Origin of the sequence: Streptomyces sp. NPDC008163 (assembly GCF_042956885.1) — a bacterium.
Classification (GTDB): domain Bacteria; phylum Actinomycetota; class Actinomycetes; order Streptomycetales; family Streptomycetaceae; genus Streptomyces; species Streptomyces drozdowiczii_A.
This window is the reverse complement of sequence record NZ_JBIBHG010000020.1, coordinates 50,520-71,080: the sequence shown is the minus strand read 5'-3', so window position 1 is coordinate 71,080 and position 20,561 is coordinate 50,520. Positions and strand designations below refer to the sequence as shown.

Genomic DNA, 20,561 nt, shown 5'->3' with positions numbered 1-20,561 from the left:
GCCGGTGCGACTGGGCGTATGGCTCTCCAACACCCGCGCACGACGCGACAAGCTCACCGTCGACCAGCTCGCCGCACTCGCCAACCTCGGCATGGTGTGGGCGGGCCCGGCCCCGGCCGCCGAGACCGCCGCCCCGGGGCCGCCCGCCGCACCGCCCACGCTGTCAGCGGCCCCGGCGAGGCGGGCGGTGTGCGAGCACCACGAGGAGTGCGACGAGGACCTGTTTGAGGGGGCGAACTGCTCGTGCTGGTCCATCAAGCGGTTCGGACCGCCCTCCGAGCGGGAGGGCTACGGAGACGACTTCTGACCACTCCCCCACCGCCATCAGACCCCGAGCCCGCCGACAGGGCCCCGGGGTCTCGTACGTCACCGCCCGGCGGTGCGGGCCGCTACCAGCTGCGCGGGATGGTGACCCGGATCTCCGCCAGGACGACGCCGGTCACCGGGTCGCGGTGCGCCGGCCTATACAGGCTGGCGATGTCGCCGACCGTGAACCAGTCGCCGAACCACGGGGCGTCGGTGGTTTCCAGCACGCGCCCGGTGAACGGATCCTTCGCGATGGAGAGCCGTCTCGTATCCCAAGCGCCGTTGCCTGGCACGGAGCAGACAACACCGCAGCTTCAAGGTGGCCGTGCGCCGGGCACCGGATTGGGCGTCGGCTCCCGAGGCAGTGCGAACGGGCGGAAGGTATCTGACCCCCCCTCAAAGAGCAATGAGGGGACGGATTGGGCCCGGACCGGATAGGGGTCCGGGCCTTCGCCGTGTCCTCGGCAACTTTTCTTCCCGGCCGCTGCTGTCCGCCGACTCCTGGACGGCCCCAGGGGGTGAAGAAGGTCTTGCGCTCCAGAACAGAGCGTCAGCACCCGCAGCGTCCCGCCCGCCCTAACAACCATTCCTTGGAGGACATTCCCGTGGACGATAACCCGGCTCCGCTCCTGTCGCAGCGCGCCGCGATCATCCTGACCATGGCCGTCGCCGGCGGCATCGGCGTAGGCGTCCTCACCTACTCCTCCGAGCGCTCCCTCGCGAAGGCGGCCATCGCCGGCCTCGTCGCGTTCGGTACCTGCATGATGGGGCTGCCCAGCCTGATCGGCTGACTCGGGGGCGGGCAGGATCTTCCTGCCCGCCCCCTCTTTTCACGCCGTGCCGAGCGAGCGGAGGCGGACACTTTGTGCGGGCCGACGACCACCGCCTGATTCTGTTCATGAGAATGACGTGAACAGAGCCATCGAGTGCACCCGGTGCGGGCACGTCACCCCACGCCGACATCGGCGCCGCCCACAACACCAAGCACCGCGCCCTCGCCCCGGACGCCAACGACGCTCACTAAAGCTGCGTGGGCGGCGGCCGCCGCGGCTCCCCGAGCGGGTGTGCCTGGCCGCAGCCATCCCTCCGAGCTGCTGTCGAGCAGAGCAGTCCGTCGCGCGGCGGCCGGGTCGGCGCTGTCGACCAGGAGGTGCCGCTCGATACGGACGGCGTCCGGGCTTCGATTCTCGTGGAGCGGGGCTCACCCGCTCACCCGGCCCGTCAGCGGGAGATCAGGGTGTGCAGCGTTGGAACACTGACACCGGTTCCTGCGAGCGCGGCGAGGGCCGCCGCCGCAGTGTTCCGCTCGCTGAGGTAGGTCAGCGCCCCTGCCAGGCAGCCGAAGACGACGGACGCCAGAAGAATCAGCGCTGCGCGCATTGTGAGTAGCGATTCAGAATCGTTTCCCGAACGGGCAGGGGGTGCCGGTTCACTGATATCACTTGCTGTACCGTCGGAAGGGGTCGGGGCGGTCAATGCAACCTCGCGAGTGCAGTGTCGGATAGGACACGGACCACCACGACCACGCTCACCGGGGAGCCCTCCTCATGCGCCGGCCGTCCAAAGCATTGGTGCATGCGAGGGCTCCCCGTCGTCGTGCCCGGGGGCCGTATGTAAGAGCCTACGCAGAACGCACGGGCCCGCCCTCATCGGGCCGCCCGGCGTGCCTGTCGCCGTGTACCCCAAGTAGCCGCTGAACTGTGGGAACTGAGAGAACGTTGTTTCGGAAGTCGCCTTCGTTCCGAATCCAAGGGGCCCGCAGAGGCTGGAGAACGGCTCCGAACGCTGCTTCGTCGACTGGTTCGCCGGCTCCGGGCATTTCGTCGCCCCGCACTGGTGTCTGGGCGGCTTGCCCGGTCGGCGGTGTACGCAGTTGAGGGCAGCTTTCGGTTATGGATGCTCGATGGTCCAGCGACGTTCGACGTTGCGGTCCCGCGGAAGCACTGGGTACTCCAAGGCGTACTGCGGAGCCGAGTGGTTCTCGTCCGCCCAGGGGCGCGGGTGGCGCGGGCCGTCGGGCTTCCAGTGTTTCCAGGGGTCATGCCGCGGGTGGTACACGACGAACTGGTCGGCCACATCCCAGGAGATCCCGACGAGGGCCATACCTACAGCGCCCTTGATGTGCAGCAGGTGATCGACGCGTTTGCGGAGGTCCGCTCGCTGCTGAGCGGAGCTCGGAAGGAACAGTAGCCGGTGCGGGTCCAAGGGGAGCATGACGTCGCTTTGCGCGACGGCCAGGATCTGGTCGTCTTCGTCGGGGCGATTCCAGACGACTACGGGCACGTCGCTGGTGAGCAGGCACATGTCGCTGTATCCCAGCCCCCACGGGCGGTTGTACAGGGTCGTGGCAAGGGCGGCGACGTTCTCGACGATGTACTGCAGATGCGGGTTATTGCTGGCGAGCTTGGCGATGTACGCCGGTAGCTCAGGGTTGTTCTCGGTCGGCTGCAGGCCGTGCGTGAGGCGACTGCGCTGCCGGGTAGTTCGAAGGATCTGGGCTGCCATCCACCAGGCGATGGCTCTGCGCTGTTCGGGGGTGAGCGGCCACTCCGGGGTGAGCGCCCACTCCTTGTGATCCAGGATCGTCTTGAGTACCGCTTCCGCGTTCCCTTCGAGCTGGGTGAAGAACTCCTCGCAGGCGTGGTGCGGGATGCCGTCCAGGGTCGTACCCCAGTAGAAGCCGGTTTTGGCACCTATCTTGCTCGGCGCTGCGGGAATCACTAGATCCGGCTTCTCGATGCGCCGCATCTCCAGCAGGTACTGGCGACGGGCCTGGTGCTCGGCGAAGTGACGAAGGTACATCTGGGGAACGGTGTGGTCCCTCGTTCCACCGGGCTGCTTTCCTCGCGATGCTCTGCCCATGCGTGCCGTCCCTTTCACCGAGCGAGTGATCGGTCCAGTAAACAGCTCTGTACTCACAGAGTGTTAGTAGCGGAACGCGGTGGCTGCCCCAAACCGGTCAACGTCACAGCAGGCACACCTGCTCCCTCTTCCAGCGCGCCACGGATACGCCCCCTCGCCGGCATCGGCGCCGCGCACACCATCAAGCCCACCGGCCTCGGTCATGCACGCCCCGGCGCAGCCAAGCCGCGGTCGGCGTTACCCGTCCGGGGGCGAGGTCGTACAGCTCGGGGTGGGCGGCGGTGAACCGGCAGGCGTGGCGGTGCAGGAGCGGGAGGTGCACACCGATCGCGGTGACGACCGCCTCGTCGCGGTGCGCGGCCAGCACGTCGGCGACGAGGTCGAGGATGTCGTCGGGGAGCACGGTGCCCGCCCGGAGACGCGTTGGTTACCAGGCCCCTTGAATTCGCGGCAGGCGGCTATGGGTCGGCCCGTGTGTATGTGCGCGGGCTGGAAAAGCTCGGGGCGCGAGCCCTTCGCACCACGGCCTGTACTGCAGGGCCGCACGTCGACCGGGGGCTGCGGCGGGTCAGGGAGCCGTCTCCACCGTCGCAGTATCAATCCACCGGGCGAGGATGCTGAACGCGGCCAGCTGCTCCAGCGCCTCGTTCTCCTCCAGCTCGTCGCCCGCCTCGTGCGCGATCGGGTTCCGGATCGCCGCATACACCCCGCGGGCGAACGCGGCCGCGCCGTCGTGCCTGCTCCGCCACGTGTCGCTGTCCTCCTTCGGCGCCAGGCGCAGCCGCGGCTTCCCCGGCTCGGGGCCCTTCGTGCTGAACGCGTCCCCGAGGAGCTTCGACTCCGACAGGTCCTTCCTGCCGACCTTGGCCTGCGCCTGGGCGTTCACCGCGACTGCGGCCACCCCTACGGCCTGCCGGTAGTGGCCACTCCCCCACAAGCCCTGGACGCTGCCCCACACCCACGGGTGAAGCGTCGAAGCGTCCAGTTGCGGTGCGCCGGATCCAAGGTTGTCCGCGAGCTCCTGCTCCGCCTCCAGCTGGGCGATAGCCCGGTGCGCCGCTTCCCGCTCGCGCCAGAACGGCTGCCGGGCCGGCTCCTTCCACTCCGCCGTCCTCCACCCAGGGAGAGCACGGTCGAGGACCTGCTCGATGATCTGCGTCGTGGCCTGGACCTCGGCCTTCGGCCTGTTCAACTTGTAGTGCCAGAAGCCGATCGAGTTCGGCGCATCCGGCACGTAGGTGATGGAGGCGACTTCGATGTAGTCCCTCAGCTTGGATATCGCCCACTCGCGATTGATCTGAGTCATAGCCGCATGATGCTCGCCGCCCCCGACAACCGGTGATAATTCCTCGCTGTAGGGATCGGCGTGTCGCCCGCGCGTGGCTTGCCTGTCCTCGTCGCCACACCCCCGCGGCTTCGGCCGCCACCTGTCAAGGGAGAGTTCAATCTCCCCGCTGGTGGACATCAGAGGTCCCCAGGTGGACAGCGTTTCTCCCCGTGGGTGGGGTTAATTCAGGGGAACGACGCCGCGTCCGGTGGTGGCCTCGTTGAGGCGGTGGCTGTCACCTTAGGCGACGACGACGTGGGCGTGGTGAAGAAGGCGGTCGACGGTCGCGGTCGCGAGGGTCTTGGGCATGATCTCGTCGAAGCCGGCCGGGTGAAGGTTGCTGCTGACGGCCAGACTGCGGCGTTCGTAGGCGGCATCGGCCTTCGTTCAGGTGGCCAGTGTTTCGGCGGCCGCGCGGGCGATCTCCGGGGCTGCCCGGATTGCGGCAGCGACCTCGGGCCGGCCTGGGCGTGGAATGGGTGTGACCCCCGGGGCCCTGCTGGTGAGCGGGTGCGTGCGAGGCCCTGCGCTTCTGGTCTCAGGGCCTCCTGTGTGATGTTCCGTGTCTTGTACCTGGTGGGGGCGTTGTCCTCGGCAAAGCCATAGTGCTGGGACGAGCGGGAGCGAGCAGTGAGCTATTACGGCGGAGGCGGCCCTGACTGGCCGATGATCGGGGCGATGCAGCGGGCGAAGCGGGAGGCGTCGGCCGCTCGTTCGGACACGGCGCGGTGGAGAGAGCGGGCGGAGGAGCTGGCCGCCCTGGTCTACGAGATGGCTGACCGGACCTGCCCGGTTCATACGGAAGGGGACTGCCAGTGCCGCAAGTGCTGGGAGAGCCGCGTCGGGCGGATCTTCGGTGCCGGCGCTGTGCCCCGGCCCGGGGCTGACGCTGGCGCAGGTCAGGCGGGTCAGTTTTGGGATCTCGTCAACAAGATCTCGCGTGAGGCTGAGGCGCGTCGCAGGCCGACCTGAGCGGCTTGCGCGGTCTGGGCAGGTCTGTCCCTTCATAGCGTCGGATCTGTGCTGCTCGGTGGCGTACGGGCTGGGTTGGTGCGTCACCCGGGCGGCTGCGTGTCGTTACCCGCTACGAGCGCTGAAGCGCGGTCGAGCTGTGGGAGGCACCGAGTGGTCACACTCAACATCGAAGGCATGTTGTTCGAGGTCGACGGGGTGTGGCACGAGGTGAAACTCGATGCCCCGCTGCCCGCGCTGACGGGAGTCAGCCGGACGGGGAAGAGCACGGTGCTGGAGGTGGTGTGGTGGACGCTGGCGGTGGATGGCGCGAAGCTGATGGACGCTGCGGCATCGTGCAGTCGCGTCGGATTCATCGCCCGCATCGGCGGGGAGCGATGGCAGGTCACCCGCAGCACGGTGGACCGGAAGGAGGACGTGTCCTTCGCCCAGGGCACGCTGAGCCTCACGGAACATCACCCGGTCAAGCGCAGTGATTCCCGCCGGTCGGCAGCCGACTACTTCCAGGACCTCCTCGGCATCCCCCGGCTGGGCGCGGGCCGTACGCGCGTGACGCTGGACCTGCTGGTGCCGTGGCTCTATGCGCGCCAGCGTGATCTGCCGAACGACTACCTCGGCCGGCAGGGCAAGGAGCAGCGGACCGCGGTGGGGCGGGTGCTGCTGGGTGCTGATGACGTGACGGTCGACGGGCTGCGCCAGGAGTTCAGCGCCAGGAAGAAGGAGTGGGGGTCGGCGAAGAACCGGGTGAAGCGGATTCTGCGCGACCGTGAGGAGCGTGACTTGCCGTCCGTCGAGGACCTTCAGCGCCGTGGTGAGCAGTGGGCCGCGCAGCATGGACAGGAGGCTCTGAAGGCGCAGAAGGCCGGGGTGGATCTGAGTAATCTGCACAGCCAGTTCGCCGCGCTCCAGAAGAAGGCGTCCGGAGCGGAGGAGGCCCGACGGGCCGCGGGCGTGGCCGCCGACGACCGGGAGCGTACGGCGCGGGTGCTGGAGGCGGCCGCTGCCGAGGCAAAGGGGCGTCTGGCCGGGCTGCGGGAGGCCGCCACCGACCCGAGCCTGTGTCCCACGTGTGTACGGGCGCTCGATCTGACGGGGCTGTCGGAGGACGACTGTCCCGTGTGCCGGCGTTTCGACCCCGAGCGCCGTCAGCGTGCCGAGGAGTTCGAGCGGCGGATGTCCCGGGCGCAGCAGGCCGCTGAACAGGCGCGTGAGGCGGCAAAGCGTGCGGTGCGGGCGGCTGACGAGGCCCGTTGCCGGGTCAGTGACGCCGAGCGAGTCTTCGTGGAGGCGGCGGCCGCGGTACGGGCGTTTACTCAAGATGTGATCGCGCCGCAGCAGCAGGTCGTGGTGGAGGCCGAGGCGGCAGTGCGGGAGCTGGCCGCGCGGCTGGAGCAGAACGCCGAGCACCTGCGCGAGGTCGCGGAGCTCACGGAACTGCGCGAGCGGCTGCCCCGGCTGGAGAAGGACAAGGAAACCGCGGAGGCCGCGTATACCGCCGCCCGGCAGGACACCGATCTGATGGTGAAGCAGGGAACCGACCGGTGGTCGCGTCATGCGCTGCGCCGGATGCAGGCGTGTGACCCGGAGGTCCACACGGTCTCCATCAGTCCGGAGGACTTCTCCGTCACCATCAACGGGAAGTCGTTCGACGCGCGGGTCGTCGCCGGGCACGGGATGACCCGCGCGAACGTCAGTGTCCTGCTGGCTCTGCGCGATGCCGCCCGGGAAGTTCCAGCGATGCCGGTGCCGCAGTTCCTGATCGTGGACGGCCCGTTCACCGGCCTGGGCGAGGGCCCGGAAGACCAGCGAAGCGGCAACGCGCTCCTCGACGGCCTCACCGACCTCGCCACCTTCGAGGACCCCTCAGGCGCCGGCGGACAGGTCATCATCGCCTGCAACGAACTCCCCGATACCCCGGGGCCAGCGGTTCGGGAGATCCGTACCAGCCTGGCCGAAGGTGTAATCCCGGGCCTGCCCCCACGCGAGACAACCACGGTGTAGATGGCGGTGTGACTTCCTGGATGCCGCGCTGAGCGCGGTGCCCCGTGGAGGGATACCACGCCACGCCGTTCCTCCTGCGGCGCCGGTGGTGAGAAGGAACTGGAGACCGTCTTCCTGGACGACCTCGAGTCCGCGTGGGGGCCGCGCATCGACCTCAGCCGGGAACAGCCAACGGGGCCGGGCAGGGTGATTCTGTCCGGCCCCGCTGTCGTCGGGTCAGCCGAAGTCGAACGTGTCCTGGGCGAAGTCGGCCGTGGCTGGGGCGGGTGCGGGTGCCGGCGGCCCGTCTGGGCGGGCGGCCTTCCAGCGTTCGGCCAGCTCGTTCTTCCAGCCCTTAGGCGGGGGCCACGGCACGCCCCAGGCGGCGAGCTGGTCGCGCTTCCAGCCGCCGGCGGGTGTGCGGGCGGTGTCGATCTCTTCGGGTGAGGGGAGGTACGTCATGAATGGTGCGCTCTCCGTGTTCAAAAGTTGCCCCGCAAAGCGGTGGCGGAAGACCGACAGGTCAGATGCCTTGCTTAGTGGGCGGTTCGTAAGTTGCTGTCCGTTCCGGAGTTGTTTACTGCTTCTTGCTGAAGGTGCCGGGCTCGCCCTCGGCGAGCATTCCTAGTGTGACCAGGCGTTTCATCTTGGCTCGGGTGCGTTCGATGTGTTTTGGCAGGAGCTCGAAGTCGAGGACCTGGCAGATATCGCGGGCCCTCAGGGGGCCGGTGGCGCCGTTGAAGACGGCGAGGATGCGCGGGTAGTCCGGGTGCTCGGGCAGCTCCAGACTTCCTGTAGGGCCGGGATTCGGTCGGCGAGGCCGGTGATGGTCGTGCGGGTGATGGCGAGGTGTTCCAGACGCAGTTCGGCCTCGCGGAGCTGGGTCTGAAGGGTGTCGATCTGGGTGCGGAGATCGTCGGTCAGGGCCCTGGCTGCGTCTTGCTGAGGTCGAGCGCTTGAAGAAGGGGGTTGAGGTTCACGCGCCGACCACCTGCGGATCGCGCCAGGTGAGCGTGCTCGCGTCGGTGAGCCGACGGGCCATGACGTGGGTCATGGCCCAGTAAACGCGTGAGGTGGAGGAGGCCGGGCGATGTTCGTAGTCGCGGACCAGGCGCCGGTGCAGTATCAGGGTCCCGAACGTCTGCTCCACCCGCCACCGTTTCGGCTGCGGAACGAATCCCCGCTCCTCAGGGTTGCGCCGGACGATCTCGACGTCGATGCCGAGGGCGGCCCCGTGCGTGACGACCTGATTCTTGAAGCCCTGGTCGACCAGGGCCTTGCAGACCGAGCCGCCGGCCGCGACGGCGACCTGGTCGAGCAGAGCGATGCCGGCGGCGTTGTCGTGGACGCTCGCGGCCACCACGGTGACAGCGATGACCAAACCAAGAACGTCCACGGCCAGTCCCCGCTTGCGGCCAGGCACCCGTTTCGCGGCGTCTTTGCCCGTCGTGATCGCGGGGACCCCGGTGCCCGCCCGGACACTCTGGGTGTCCAGAATCACCAGGGTCGGGTCCTCTAACCGCCGATTCCTCTCCCGCACCTGGCAGCGCAGGAGTTCATGGATCTGCTGGCCGGTGCCATCGTCCCGCCAGGCGGCGAAGCAGTAGTACGTCGCGCTCTTCGGCGGCAGATCGTTCGGCAACAGGGCCCACTGGCAGCCGCTCCGGGACTGGTAGAGGATCGCATTCACGATCTCCCTCATCGGATAGCGGCCCTGATGGCCGCTCACGAAACGGTGCCGGTTCTTCCAGGCCGTGAGCACCGGCTCGATCAACGCCCACTGCTCGTCGGACAAGTCGCTCTGGGACGGCTTGCGTTCACTCATCCCACCGATCCCAGCAGGCCACCGGCACCGGACCGGAACGTTCCGGCTTCGCTCACACCATCAGGCGACACCAGAGCCACCCATAGACTCACGAACCGCCCAATCAGAACGACGTCGCCCTGCAGTCGGGCCTGACCGACCCCTTCTGCAAGCTTCGCCTCCACTTGGGCGAAATGCTTCTCGCCCAGGTCAGCAGCGACGCCGGCTCTCGGGACCGCATAGTCCGCAGGCCCGCCCTTTTGCCACCTCGGACACCATGGTTAAACCGCAGGAGCCACGAGCCGTCAGCCCTTAACGTTCATCAATCAGCGAAGTCAAAAGTCTCCAATCCGGACATTCCAACAGCCTCCAAAACAGCGACGAGTCGTGACAAATACCACTCGAAATCGAGCAGCATTTCACAATCTGAGCGGCGAACAGGATTAATTATCGGACTCAAAGTCACCTCCTCCTTGGAGGGCATAAAAATGAACGAGCCACCGATTTGCGTATCCTTCCAAGTCAGCACGATGGCGCATGGGCGTCCAGACTCCTGAGTCTCACAAAGAGACGCACACACAGCCGTCAGATTCCCCAATTCGGTGGACTGCCAATCGAAAAAATCTGGGTCGACCAAGTAGCTCACAGAGCCGTAATCGTCCGCCTTCCATCCGGCACGGATAAGGCGATCCAGAATACCCTGAACACCGACCTCACCACGGAAGCGAAAATTGAAACCAAAGTTCCGAGACATATTCACACCAATACGAATGAGAAGAACACCCGCCTGACCTCACTTTCACGCGAGACCAGGCGGAAAGATGTTCACCGAGGGACTACCTCATACGGTATCCCCTTTGCCGATAGCTGGCTAGTGATGTTCTCCGGTATGGGCACCTCCGACACCAACTTGTATTGTATACCGTTATCCTTCGCGATCCTGTTTCTAGACCCCATATCGGACCGAAACTTTCCGAAATTCTTCTCGCTACGGTTCACCCATTCCCAATATTTCCCAGACTTCGCCTCATACCAGATCTCCTCCCCTGAACTCTGATCAATGTATCTTCCGTCGAAGTCACGGCCACCCTTCTTAAAGCCGGGCTTTCCCGGCTTCTCTCCGGGCAAGCCATTGAAATGCTTCTGAAGGGCGATCTCGTAAGAGTCGCCGTTCTCCTGAGCTATTCTCCCCTTACTCTTCCCCTCTGAAAATGCCTGGTTCAGCCCGTCGCTGAAGCGAGAGGCGCCATGCTGTGTCAAGGAGGCACCACCGGCCATCATGCCTGCACCTAGAGCGGCAACTGGTGCGCCGGCTACACAACCGGCGACGCTTACGCATGCCAGCCCTCCGCTCATCATGTCGCCGCCGCCTTGGAACATGCCGACGACCCCGACGGTGACCTCCAGGGCTCCCCACCACACGTCCGGGGTGGTGAATACTGCAGTACCGTAATTCCAGAGGGTGCTTCCGACGCCCGAGATCTTCGAAAGCCAGTTTCCTCCCCCGCCCCCACTGTCCCCTCCGCCATTCCCGCTCCCACTATCGCTGCTGGGTGGCGCCGTAACGGTGGGGTCCGGATTTGTATTGATCGGGTATGACGGGTCCGGGTTTCCGGTGTTATTGCCTGGCATGCAGTGACCGTTGCCCGGGTCGACACACGTACCCGTGGGGTCAGAGTTCGTGGTTGGCGCCTGTCCCGCGTAGCTGTAGCCGTTGAGAGTTTGGTGCCTGCTTAGTTCGAGAATGGGGTCGATGCTGAGGAATTGACCGATGGATGGATCGTATTCACGGGCGCCTATGTGGGTGAGACCGGTGGTTTGATCTGCCGGTTTCCCGAGGAAAGCCTTGTCGTCGGGCCAAGTGGTCGGTTCCGTCCCGCGCTGGGCGCCGAAGGGGGTGGTGTAGCGCTTGGTGACGGCTTGAGTAATGGCGTCGATGGCAAGGCTGCTAGTGCCGTGGTGATCTGCGGCTAGGAAGCTGAGCTTTGTGCCAGTGGTGGTGGCGGTGCGTACGGCGATGTTCTGGCCGGCGATGCTGTAGTAGCGGGTGCCGGTGATGGTCTTGGTGGTGCCCTTGGTGGTGAGGCGGACTTCCGTGGCGCCGAGGTAGAGGACGGTGTCCCCGTCGCCGGTAGCGCGGCGGATGAGGAGTCCGCCGTCGGCGTCGTAGAGGTAGCTGGTGTTGAGAGCGGGTTTACCACTGGTGGCTGGTTCGGTCGTGGAGGCGAGTTTGCCTTCGGAGTTCCAGGTCAGAGTCTGGGTGGCCTGGGTGCCGGGGCGTGTTCGGGTGTTGCCGGACTTGTCGTAGGTGTAGGTGGCGGGGTGTTCGCCGGTGATGCTGGTGAGGGGGTGAGGCTGGCCGGTGGTGGTGCCGTAGTTGTAGTTGGTGGAGGTGTTACCGGTGCTTGTGTGGGTTGTTTCGGTTTTGCGCTGGCCGGCGGTGTTGTAGGTGTAGCTGGTCCAGTAGGGAGCTGCGCCGTCGAGGTTGGTTGTGGTGCGGCCGGTGGTGGCGCAGTCGGCGGTTTTGGGGGTCCAGGCTTCGGTAAGGCGGAGGTAGCCGTCGTAGGTGAAGCACTGGTAGTCGAGCTTGCTGGTGCCGTCGATGGTGGCTTTGTCGAAGATGCTGGTGACGTTGCCGGCCTGATCCTGGGTGAAGTCCAGGTCCTGGAGCCTGCCGGAGTGCGTTTCGTCGCTCACGCTGCTGTTGGTGAGGCGGCCGGTGCCAGCTTCGTAACTGTTGGCGATGCTGACGGTGTTGGTGTTGGTGACCCCGAGCCGGAGCTGCCAGAGCTGTCCGAGCTGTGAGTAGGCGACGTTTTGGACGTAGCTGCTGGTGCCGGAGAGCTGTTCGGGCAGGCCGAATGGGTTGTAGTGGATCTGGGTGCTCTCGTGGGGCAGCCCCGCTGCGGCAGGCTCTGTGGTGGTGCTGACGGTGCCATCAAGGCGGTAGTCGGTCTCGAAGTCCAGGGTGGAAGCAACCGCGCCTGACTTAACTAGCGGCTCGTCGGTAGGCAGGGTGAGGCGAGTACCGGTGGCGCGGCCGAGCGTGTCGTAGGCCGTGACCTGCCTCGTGTAGGCCATGCCCCCGGTACCGCTGCCGCCTACATAGCGCGTGGATGCATCAGGCAGGCCTTTGAGGACGGAGTCGAAGCTCCAGTGGGCAAGCTTGTTGCCGTCGGTGCGGGAGGTCTGCCACTGGTCGGTCTTGCGGCCGAGGTCGTCGTAGCTGTACAGAAGGGTGTTGTTGCTGGCGTCGGTGGTCGTGTCGATCTGGTCGAGGACTGTGTAGCTGGTGGTGCTGGTGCCCTTGTCGGGGTCTGTGGTGCTGGTCTGGCGTCCGAAGAGGTCGTAGGCATACGACCACTGGGCGGTGTCGGGGCCGGTTATCAGCTTCTGCTTGCCATCGGGCGTGTATTGGGTTTTGACGCTGGTGTAGCTGGGCCCGGACTCCGCGCCGTAGGCGGGGTCGGCGGGGGTGGGGCCGGCGTAGGTACGGGTTTCGGTGGTGCGGCCGAGTGCGTCGGTGATGGTGCGGGAGGCGGTTCCGCCGTCGGGGGCGGTGGTGGCGGTGGAGTCGCCGGTGTAGCTGGTGGTAGTGGTCCACTTCTGGTGACCGAGGGCGGTGAAGGTGCTGGTGGTGGGGCGGCCGGCGCCGTCGTACTGGGTCTGGGTCAGCGCCGGGGTGTGGGCGAAGTCGGCTTGGGCGTAGATCCCGTTGGGTTCGGTGGTGCTGTCGTAGATGTCGGCGTGCGAGTCGACGGCAAGTCCGCGGGAGTCGTAGCGGATGTCGGTAAGGATCCTGCCGCCGGTGACCGAAGGGGCCTGCGTCTGGACGGGACGCAGAAGGGAGTCGGTAATGGCGTAGGTGGTTTCGTAGGTCTTTCCGTCGGCTTTGAGAGTGGAGACGGAGGTCCAGGGGGGGCCGCTGTGGTCGTACTGGTATCCGTAGGTGACTGTGGCGGAGTCGTTTCCGGATTTGCTGCGGTTCGGTGCCCAAGTGGCGGTAATGCGGCCAAGGGCGTCGTAGGTGTTCTCAGTCTTCTTCAGGTTGGGGTCGAGGGTATAAGTGACCGTGCTGCGGGCGGGGTCGTAGTAGGTGTAGACCCTGTGCTGCTGTCCGTTGGGGAGCTTGGGAGGTGCGACGATGGTGGAAGTCACCGGTCCCGCTGCTGCGGGGTAGTAGGTGGTGGTGGTGGTGTTGCCTTTGGCGTTGGTGACACTCACGGGGCGCCCGAGATTCGCCGTGCCAGTGTCGTAGGCGGTCTTGAGGGTGGTTTGCCAGCCGCCGTCGACGGCAGGGTGGCGATCGGCGGTGCCGCTGGGCGTCGGATAGGCCGTAGCGCGGCCGGCCCAGGTGGGGAGTCCCAGGGTGGGCTTTTGTGCGTAGACCCAGCCGGTGGCGTTGGGGCTGTCGTAGACGACGGCGGTGTCGGACAGGACATCGCCGCGCGTGGCGGGGCTTGTGGGCAAGGACAGCTGGTCATCGGTGACCGCTTCGCCGACCGAGTCGTAGCAGTTACTGGCGGTGACCCGGGTCCGGGACACGAGCCTGGTCAGGCCGACGTCGGGGTTGCGGGCGTACCAGGTTCGGGTGCAGGTCTCGTCACCGGTTTTGGCGGTGTCGCCGGAGTTTTGGCTCCGGTACTTCATGCCGTACGTGCTGTCGAAGTAGTCGTTGGTGACGACCTGGCGCCACTTGCCGCTGACGGGCAGGTAGGTGCTCACTCCGGTGCGGTTGATCCGGACGAAGTACGCCTCAGCGTTGGCGTAGGAGCGCTGCTGGCTGGCTGTCTGCTTGTACCAGATGCTGTTGTACGTGACGGTGACAGGATCTGCGCCATTGAAGGTGATTTCCTGGCGCAAGGTGCCCGCATACGGCTCGCGGTCGTAGGCCGTGGTTGCGTTGAAGCCCGCGATGGAGATTCCGTCGGTGGTGACGGTGCGCGTGGTGCCGTCTTTACGTTTGTCGCCGTGCATGCCCTGCATGTAGAGGCGGACGGTTTTAGACCGGGTGTGGTAGCTGTCCCCGGTGTAGGAGGTGACGGTGCGATAGCCGCGCCAGGAGGACCAGGTGCGGTCCTTCTCCCGGGTGAGCGGATCGTCGTTGTAGTGCCAGGCGGGGTGTTCGTAGGTGTAGGAGTGTTCGAGGGTGGGGTTCTTAGCAGCGGGGTCCGAGACGGTGACGGCTTCGACGTTGTACTTGTGGAACCAGTCCAGGACCGGGTCGCCGCCGTTGAGCGGCCAGATGACCGGGTAGCAGTTCAGTGCGTTGTCGTCCTCGGCCTTGGGCATGTTGCTGCCGATCACGCACTCCGGTTCCGACATGGTCACCGTGGTGATCGCGCCGGTCTCGGAGGTGATGGACTGCAGGCGGGGCCGGTTCATCCGCGGGGCGTTCTGGCTGCTGCTGTAGACGCGGTTCGCACGCATCTGGTACTCGATGTCGACGGGGTCCAGCTTGATCGGGTCGCCGTTCTTGGCGGTGCGCTGGATCGACTTGAGGACGAGACTTTGGTCGGAGCTGTTGCCGATGTCGGCGCCGTCTTGGTACTCCTGCGTCAGCGCGTAGCTGTCGACGGGCTTGTAGGCGTCTGGCTCGGCGGCGGTCGACCAGACGAAGGTGTCGATCGCTGTGAGCCGCTTGCGGGTGAAGAAGGAGGGGCCGGTCGCCTCGCAGTCGGTCTTGGATGCGGAGCAGATGGCGTCGAACGGTACGTCGGGCCAGTTGTCGGAACTGTCTTCGGTCAGTGAGGTGCAGTCGGTGAAGCACCGCTCCTTGTAGGTGAAGGTGATTTTGCCCGACGTGACGCCAGCAAAAAGGGCTTCGGCGCGCTGCCCGTATTTGATCTCGTTCAGGTATCCACCGCGGGTGTATGCCTCAAGGTCGGTCTTGTCGCCGTTCTCGGCGTAGTTGTTCTCCTCGGCGGTGTACCAGTAGGTGGAGGCGTTGCCGTGGATGTCGGTGCTTTGGTCGAGATTCCAGCGCCATGCCTGTGTCTTGGCGCGGCCGGCGAAGCTGGTACCGGAGGAGTATCCGGGCTCCTTGGCGTCGTCACCGAAGACGGGAACAGTCCATACCGAGTTAGTACGCTGCGTGCCGGCGTTCTTGAGCTTGTTCTGGCCGAAGGTGTAGGTGGTGCCTTCGCCGGTGATGACCTGCCAGTATTCGCCCTTGCCGTCGCCGGTCTTGCCGTCGGCGCTGATGTCGTCGCCTTCGTCGCCGTTGTCGGCGCCGACCTTGTGGATGACTTGAGAGGCGTCGTCGTTCTTGAGGTGCCAGACACCGGTGGTGTCGTCCTTGACCAGTTCGTTTGACTGCCCGTTGAGGACCAGGGTGGCGTTCTCGTACTTCCAGCACAGGTCGTTCTTGTCGCTCTGCCCGTCGTCGTCGCATGAGCCGTAGCGGCGCTCGATGTACGACGAGGTCAGGTCGAAGCCCTCACCGAGCATGGAGCCCTGGTTATTGGTGTTCGCGGTTCGCCCGTCGATGCTTCCGGAGTTGTACGACAGCGACAGCGATGGCACGGGCCCGGCGGCAGCCGGAGGCACCGTGATCGGGTAGTTCCAGGTGAACGCCCCCGAAGCTGCGCCAGCTTCCCAGGTGGAGGACGCGGCCAGCGGCGTGGCCTTGTAGTTGCCCGTCGCTGAGGCCGGCGCATCCGCCGCGGCAGTCAGAGCAAACACGGTCGCCGGGGCCGTGGTGCTTGGCAGGCTGGCCGTTGCTGAATTCTTGCTGGCGGCGCTTTGTCCCTTCGGAGATTCCGGCGTTGCTGCGGGCAGGTTCACCTGTGCGGTGACGGTCTGCTCGGCGAGAGCGTTGTGGGAGGCAATTGGGGTCTGCTTGCGGCACTCGGCCTTGTTTGGGGTGGTCAGGGCGCAGGCGGGCATGGTGGCGAGGCCGAGGCGGCCTGCCCAGTTCCCGCCCACTGCGGAGCCGAACGAGGTGTAGTCGACACTGATTGTCGCGGCGCCCGGGGTCTGAGCAGCGGCGGTGAAGACAACCCCGGTGACGCCGGCGGCACGGGTGTTCTTCTGGTCGAGCACGTTCACGGTGGCCGTGCCGGACGCCAAACTTTTCGCCTTCTTGCCCAGTCCCTTGCCTGTGGTGGTGACTCTAACGATGCCGTCGCTGCGGCTAGCCGTGATCTTCTCCGCGTGCTTGGAGGGCTTGGGCCAGCTCACCGCCCGCTCGCTGCGGGCCTGGGCGGCCCGCTTGTCGTTAGTCGCCTTACTCTTCGCAACCCGCTCCCGTGCTGCCTTCGCGCCGGGCGTGGTCACCGGCGTGACAGGGTTGCTCACGGGTTTGGGCACCGGGGGGGCGCCCAGCGCGTCCTGGGCGGAGGCTACTGGTGTCAGCGCGGCAGGTATGGAAAGCGCCAGGGTCAGGGCTCCGACCAGTGGAATGCGCAGTCCGGCACCTCCTACCGAGCGTGGCCGGGCGTTGTTCTTCCTGTGGCCGCGAAAGGGTCTGGGCATGGTGGTGTCATCTCTCCATGAGAGTCCGGCCGCGACAGGACACGGCAGTGATGCGGCAAGCGAGGGGACCGGCTGGGGCGCCGTGCGGGCGCCCCAGCCTTACGGCAGAGGGGTTATACGCCGACTGTCTCTTCGACCTGGTCCCGGCCGCTCATGGCGCCCGCCCAGATCCGGATGTCGCTGATACGGCCGGGCAGATAGTTGCCCCATGCGCCCTTGCCAGCTTCTACATTTCCGCTGCCGACGGCCGCGGTGAACGGGGTGTTGTCGTCCCCCATTGCGCTGGCCCCGAGATAGAGGCTGATGGACTGTGTCTCCGCGTCGAACATGCCGGTCAGTCGGACAGGGGTGTCGAGGACTGCGATCTCGTTGCTCGCGACGGCGGTCGTGGAGGTGCCGTCGGCGGCGAGGCGGCCGAAGTACCAGCGTCCGACCTGGGTGGTCTCGGTCTTGGGGTTGCCGTCTCCGTCGAGGACGGGCTGGTCGTCGTCGTCCACGACCACCTGCGTGTCGGTCCCGGTCTTCTCGAACCACAGACTCCACGAAGAGCCCGCCCCTGCCCTCTGGCCAAGGATCTGTGCCCGGTACCCGACTGGCTTGGACGCAATGCCGGCGGAGTCGACGGCTGCCTCGGTGGTCACCGTGAAGGAACCGGAATCATCCACCAACGGGCCCGCAGCTGTACCCGCGCCGGACGTCCCGTTCAAGATCCACTCTTCCGGCGTCTGCCCGGCAGGTGCCGACGAGACCCCCGTCGACAAGGTCAGTTCCGGACCGTACTTGGAATCGGACCCGTCAGGGACCTTCGATCCCGTAGTGGCGGCAGGCTTCCAGTCGGCGACGAGTTCCACGAACGGCTTGCCCGATGCGTCGCGCAGTGAGGCATCGCTGGCGATCTGGTCCTTGGACCGGGCTGACTGCCACACGCTCACCTCGTCGATGACGCCCGGGAAGTAGTCGGTGTAGGTCTCCGACCACCGCATGCGGCCGATCTGCAGCGGGCCGGTTGCCGCCCACGGTGTCGCGTACGGCACTGTGCTCTGAAGGACACCGTTCACGTACAGGCTCAACGTCGGAGCTTCGCCTGCATCAGGGTCCCCTGCGTCGAACACACCTGCCAGATGCGTCCACACATGGGTAGCCGCAGGGTTGGCCGACGCGGCCTTCGCATACGACCAGGTTCCGTCGGCCGGGGCATCGGCATTCACTGCGCGGAAGGACCACTTCTTGGACGGCTGGTCGAACCCGAGGCTGAAGGGGCTGCGGTTGACACCGTCCTGGCTGATCATGGCGTAGTTGTGTGCCGTTCCCTCAAGCCGGACCCAGCCGGCCACTGTGAACGACGTGTTCGTCGACAGGATCTGCTTCGGAGTCGAGGCGTAGCCTGTGGCGCCGTCCAGCTGCAGGCCCTTGTCGCCTCGGCCCGTCGAGCCGTCGGATTTGGTCCAGGTCACGTCGCCGCGCCGGCCCTTCTCTGTACGGGCAGCTCCGGCTTGCAGGGTTGCGCTGTGCTCGCTCGCGAAGGGGGATGGTGAGGTGTCCAGGGCGGGGCCGCTTTGCTCCAGGAAGTTCCAGTTCCCGATGGCGTCAGCGCCGTGACCGACCTTGAAGCTCATATGCGCTTCGTCGCCCCACCCGTTGTAGTCCATCGCCCGCACCGCGAAGATGCTCTCTCCGGACACCGTCGGGGTCACCCCGATGGTGACGGTGTTGCCGGTCACCGGCTCGGACCATTTGCCGGCCGGATCGGTGGAGAGGCGGTACTGGTACTTCGCGTTCGTGTCACCAGTGCCGGGGCCAACCGCGAACGTGGCCTTCACCCCGGGCGCACCGTGGGCTTCGCATACCGTCGCACAGGCGGTGTACGGGGTGTTGATCTTGATGGTCGGCGGTTTGGGTGCGGTCGTGTCGACCTTGAAGTAGCAGTAGCGGGCCGCCGCGCTCGTCAGCAGGTGCACCTTCTCGCTGTAGGCCCATGTCCAGGCCTGGTAGCGGTACAGGGTGCCGTCCTTGAGGCCGGACCACCTCATGGGCACCTCCACACCGTCGCCCACGTATCCGGTCGATGGGTAGACGGATTCGTCCAGCTGTGGAGTGTCTGTCCAGGTGCTGCCGCTCTTCTGGTCGACGTCGAAGTAGACGCGGAGCCTGGCCTCGCTCTCTCCGCCCTTGGCGGTCTGCGGTGTGGCGGTGAGCGTGACGGTCGGGCTGCTCTTGATGGCCGGGGCCGATTCGCTCGTCGCGCAGCTCTGGCTTGGAGGCGGGAGCGCACCATCCGGGCCTGCGAAGTAGGGTGCGCTGTCCACGCCGATGTTGGTGGGCTTGGCGGGGGTGCCGATGTAGTCGACGCTCAGGACGGCGTCGTCGTCGAACCGCTTCCAGGCAATGGGATCGTCCTCGTGCTTCGCCATCAGCATGAGGGTCAGCCGGGAGATGTTGCCGGCGGCGAAGCTCCTCACCGTCGCGGTCAGGTTCTCGTCGCTCTCGTCCGGGTTGTCGTTGAAGTTGATCTGCGCCCGGGGCTGGGACGGGGCGCAGTTGCTGCCGCGTCCCGCGGAGACGTAGCGGTCACCCATCTGGTCCAGCTTGGTGGGACCGGGCCACTTCGTCGTGCTGGAGATGTTGTTCGTGCGTTCCAGGTCGACCCAGCGGGCGTCGCAAGAGAACGACCAGGTCTCGGTCACGGAGAACGTGGCGTCCAGGATGTACTTGCCGGCCAGCTTCGTCGGCGCGAGCTCAAAGTACATGCGGTTCACGTAGCCGTTGCCGCAGTAGTACGAGATGCCGTTGATGACCGCCTGGCCGCACTTGCCGACGCTCATCCCGTTCTCGCCGCCGTCGAAGTTGTAGAAGGTGTCACCGTCCGAGGAGAGCACCGTGCGCTCGGACTCGTACAGCTCGACCGACGGGTCGATATAGAGGGGGAACTCGTCACTCGCGGTAGCCGCCACAAGATCCGCGTCAGGAGTGACCGTCACCGACGTATCCCCGATCGCGAGGTTGAGGACGGCCGACTCGTCGCCATCTCCGGGACCGGCCAGCGGGTCCCCTTCCTCCTCGGGACCGGCCGGCACCGGATCGGCAGCCGCCGTCACGCCGTCGCCCCCGGCAGCCGGGGCCGTGAACAGCTTCGCCCCAGCAGCGGTAGGCGCGGACGCGTCGCCGGCAGAGTTCCACATCTGCGCCACTGGGGAGCGGAAGAGCGTGTTGCCATCACCATCGACGGCATCCACTCCCCCACCAGGCCCCTGGTTCAGAGTGAGGTTCTCGGCCTTGAGGTCGTAGGCAATGCTCTTCAGGGCCGGGTTCGTCGCGGCCTGGGCTGTCTCGACCTCCAGGACCTGACGGAAGCCCTCGACCGTCGCGGTCATGATCAGATTCACGTCGGGCAGGACATCGTCGTACACGGCCCGTGCACCGTCCAGGCGCGGGGCTGGCAACGTGCCGGGCCAGCCCAGCGTCACCGACTGCCCGTCATCGCCAATCGTGACCAGATCAGGGCCCTTGCCGCCCGGCGAGAACGACAGCTCCATCGCGGCCGCCTTGGGGCCGATCGAACCGTCCGGCCGCTCGACCAGTGTCGCGTCCGGAGTCGTCCATCCCCCGTCCGGCTTGGCCACCCGCACCGGGGCAATCGACTTCTCCATCGTGAACGTCACCCCGTCGGGATTGGCGTACACCGTCTCCCGCTCGGTGCGCTCATCCACAACCTCGACCCGCTCGCCGGACTCGACCGCACGCTCCTGCGCAGAAGCCGTACCTGTCTGTTGAGCCGCGGCACTTGCGGCCGACTGCGCAACCGCTGGTGCACTCAGCGCAGGCAGACCGCCCAAC

13 protein-coding genes and 1 pseudogene are annotated in these 20,561 nt (G+C 66.3%); 3 read left to right on the top strand and 11 right to left on the bottom strand.

The window, feature by feature from the left end; all coding sequences use genetic code 11:
* A partial coding sequence (locus ACFZAT_RS32385; RefSeq protein ID WP_391269326.1) for a helicase associated domain-containing protein occupies positions 1–307 on the top strand: 307 nt, incomplete at its 5' end.
* 82 nt (positions 308–389) lie between these two features.
* Here ACFZAT_RS32385 and ACFZAT_RS32380 read toward each other — a convergent pair.
* Entirely contained in the window at positions 390–599 is a 210-nt protein-coding gene (locus tag ACFZAT_RS32380) for a hypothetical protein (protein ID WP_391269325.1), read from the bottom strand.
* Between the two features lie 312 nt (positions 600–911).
* Here ACFZAT_RS32380 and ACFZAT_RS32375 point away from each other — a divergent pair, with 312 nt between their 5' ends.
* Positions 912–1,097 (top strand): hypothetical protein, encoded by a 186-nt coding sequence (locus tag ACFZAT_RS32375; protein ID WP_391269324.1) that lies wholly within the window; start codon positions 912–914, stop codon positions 1,095–1,097.
* A 430-nt stretch (positions 1,098–1,527) separates the two neighbouring features.
* Here ACFZAT_RS32375 and ACFZAT_RS32370 read toward each other — a convergent pair whose 3' ends face one another.
* The 5 genes and pseudogenes from ACFZAT_RS32370 to ACFZAT_RS32350 all read right to left on the bottom strand — a co-directional run.
* Positions 1,528–1,686: a hypothetical protein gene (locus tag ACFZAT_RS32370; protein ID WP_391269322.1), complete on the bottom strand. Its 159-nt coding sequence runs from the start codon at positions 1,684–1,686 to the stop codon at positions 1,528–1,530.
* 510 nt (positions 1,687–2,196) lie between these two features.
* Positions 2,197–3,168 carry a DUF4238 domain-containing protein gene (locus tag ACFZAT_RS32365; RefSeq protein ID WP_391269320.1) on the bottom strand — a complete coding sequence of 324 codons (972 nt, stop codon included), beginning with the start codon at positions 3,166–3,168 and terminating at the stop codon, positions 2,197–2,199.
* Between the two features lie 181 nt (positions 3,169–3,349).
* Positions 3,350–3,571 carry a hypothetical protein gene (locus tag ACFZAT_RS32360; RefSeq protein ID WP_391269318.1) on the bottom strand — a complete coding sequence of 74 codons (222 nt, stop codon included), beginning with the start codon at positions 3,569–3,571 and terminating at the stop codon, positions 3,350–3,352.
* Positions 3,572–3,736: 165 nt separating this feature from the next.
* Positions 3,737–4,474, bottom strand: a complete 738-nt coding sequence (locus tag ACFZAT_RS32355) for a TIGR02391 family protein (RefSeq protein ID WP_391269317.1) — start codon at positions 4,472–4,474, stop codon at positions 3,737–3,739.
* 261 nt (positions 4,475–4,735) lie between these two features.
* A pseudogene (locus ACFZAT_RS32350) lies at positions 4,736–4,873 on the bottom strand (ATP-binding protein); the annotation flags it as partial.
* 747 nt (positions 4,874–5,620) lie between these two features.
* Here ACFZAT_RS32350 and ACFZAT_RS32345 point away from each other — a divergent pair.
* The gene (locus ACFZAT_RS32345; protein ID WP_391269315.1) at positions 5,621–7,468 is read left to right on the top strand and encodes a hypothetical protein; all 1,848 of its coding nucleotides are present in this window, start codon (positions 5,621–5,623) and stop codon (positions 7,466–7,468) included.
* Positions 7,469–7,684: 216 nt separating this feature from the next.
* Here the strand turns inward: ACFZAT_RS32345 and ACFZAT_RS32340 are convergent, their stop codons facing one another.
* The 5 genes from ACFZAT_RS32340 to ACFZAT_RS32320 all read right to left on the bottom strand — a co-directional run bounded on the left by ACFZAT_RS32340 (position 7,685) and on the right by ACFZAT_RS32320 (position 20,434).
* Positions 7,685–7,909 carry a hypothetical protein gene (locus ACFZAT_RS32340; protein WP_391269314.1) on the bottom strand — a complete coding sequence of 75 codons (225 nt, stop codon included), beginning with the start codon at positions 7,907–7,909 and terminating at the stop codon, positions 7,685–7,687.
* A 514-nt stretch (positions 7,910–8,423) separates the two neighbouring features.
* Positions 8,424–9,272: an IS5 family transposase gene (locus tag ACFZAT_RS32335; RefSeq protein ID WP_391269312.1), complete on the bottom strand. Its 849-nt coding sequence runs from the start codon at positions 9,270–9,272 to the stop codon at positions 8,424–8,426.
* A 301-nt stretch (positions 9,273–9,573) separates the two neighbouring features.
* Positions 9,574–10,005: a hypothetical protein gene (locus tag ACFZAT_RS32330; RefSeq protein WP_391269310.1), complete on the bottom strand. Its 432-nt coding sequence runs from the start codon at positions 10,003–10,005 to the stop codon at positions 9,574–9,576.
* 71 nt (positions 10,006–10,076) lie between these two features.
* On the bottom strand, positions 10,077–16,550 hold the full coding sequence (locus tag ACFZAT_RS32325) for an RHS repeat-associated core domain-containing protein (RefSeq protein WP_391269308.1): 6,474 nt from the start codon (positions 16,548–16,550) through the stop codon (positions 10,077–10,079).
* A 290-nt stretch (positions 16,551–16,840) separates the two neighbouring features.
* Entirely contained in the window at positions 16,841–20,434 is a 3,594-nt protein-coding gene (locus ACFZAT_RS32320; protein ID WP_391269305.1) for a LamG-like jellyroll fold domain-containing protein, read from the bottom strand.
* Positions 20,435–20,561: the final 127 nt, after the last annotated feature.